Origin of the sequence: Acidipila rosea (genome assembly GCF_004339725.1) — a bacterium.
GTDB lineage: Bacteria > Acidobacteriota > Terriglobia > Terriglobales > Acidobacteriaceae > Acidipila > Acidipila rosea.
The window spans coordinates 1-1,394 of the sequence record NZ_SMGK01000012.1 but is presented as its reverse complement, the minus strand read 5'-3'; the positions used below and the strand labels follow the sequence as shown (position 1 = coordinate 1,394).

Genomic DNA, 1,394 nt, shown 5'->3' with positions numbered 1-1,394 from the left:
CCGACTAATGAGATGGTCCGCCGCTTGATTCCCCTGCCTGAGCAGGAGGATCGTGAAGGCAGCTTCTAACAAGGAGGATCATCGCTATGCAGATTCATTCAGTTGGCATCGACCTGGGCAAGACGACCTTTCACCTTGTGGCGCTCGGTGCAGCGGCAAGGTGCTCGTGAAGAAGAAGTTCACGCAGCGCCAGCTGCTGACGTACACCGCGAACATGCAGACTTCGCTGATGGGCTTGGAAGCCTGTTCAGGAGCGCACTTTCTGGGACGAGCATTGCGGAAGCAAGGCCACGATGTGCGACTGATCGCAGCCCAGTTCGTGAAGCCCTTTGTGAAGTCCAACAAGAACGACTTCGTAGATGCGGAGGCGATCGCCGAAGCAGTCGAACGTAAGAACATGCGCTTTGTTCCGATCAAGACGGACGACCAGCTGGACCTCCAGGCGATCCACCGGGTGCGCGACCGGCTAATCTCGCGGCGTACGGCAGTCATCAACCAGCTGAGGGCATTCCTGCTCGAACGAGGGATGGTGTTTGCGCAGACGCCAGCGAAGCTCAAGGCTGCCATGGCTGACATCCTCGAGAACGCGGAAGCGGATCTGACACCGCAGATGCGCAACCTCATCGACATGCTGTGGGATGAGTGGAAGACTGTTGAACAGCAGATCGAGGAACTCAGCATGCAGCTGGAACGGATTGCGGCGAGCGATGCTGGTTGTACGCGCATTCGGCAGATCCCAGGCATCGGACCGATCGTGGCAACAGCCATCGTAGCGGCTATCGGCAACGGCGCAGCTTTCCGGAAGGGGCGAGACTTCGCTGCGTGGCTCGGGGTTGTGCCACGGCAGTATTCCACCGGCGGCAAGACGAAGCTGCTCGGCATTAGCAAGCGGGGCAACGTCTATCTGCGCAAGGTTCTGATCCATGGTGCACGAGCTGCCGTATTGCGCATCAAGCGAGATCGAGCGCCCATCGGGCCATGGCTGGATCGACTGGACGCCAGGGCTCCCAAGAACGTCGTCGTGGTGGCCATGGCGAACAAGCTGGCACGCATCGCATGGGCCGTACTTTCGAGCGGACAAGACTATAGACCTCTACCGAGCATCTCCGCAGCGTGAACTGATAGGCCCAGTAACGGCACCACATCAACGGATTTGAAGCTTACCCACCGAAGTCTGCACAGGACAGCAAGGACGAAAGAACAGTCACAACGGCGTGCCTTCAACCTGATACCGATAATGGTCTCCAACGACCGACCGACTTGTAAGGACAGGCACGCAGCGGAACTCATCATGGCCAGGAGAGAGGATCTCCACTCAAAGGCCGAATACATTGCCGCAGACTTGTCTTCTCGCCCACGCTTTCCCCTTGCAGTCGCGCGGCGGACCATACATT

1 pseudogene is annotated in these 1,394 nt (G+C 58.5%); it reads left to right on the top strand.

What is annotated here, in order from left to right:
* Window positions 1–86 precede the first annotated feature (86 nt).
* A pseudogene (locus C7378_RS17575) lies at window positions 87–1,117 on the top strand (IS110 family RNA-guided transposase).
* The last annotated feature ends 277 nt before the right edge of the window (window positions 1,118–1,394 follow it).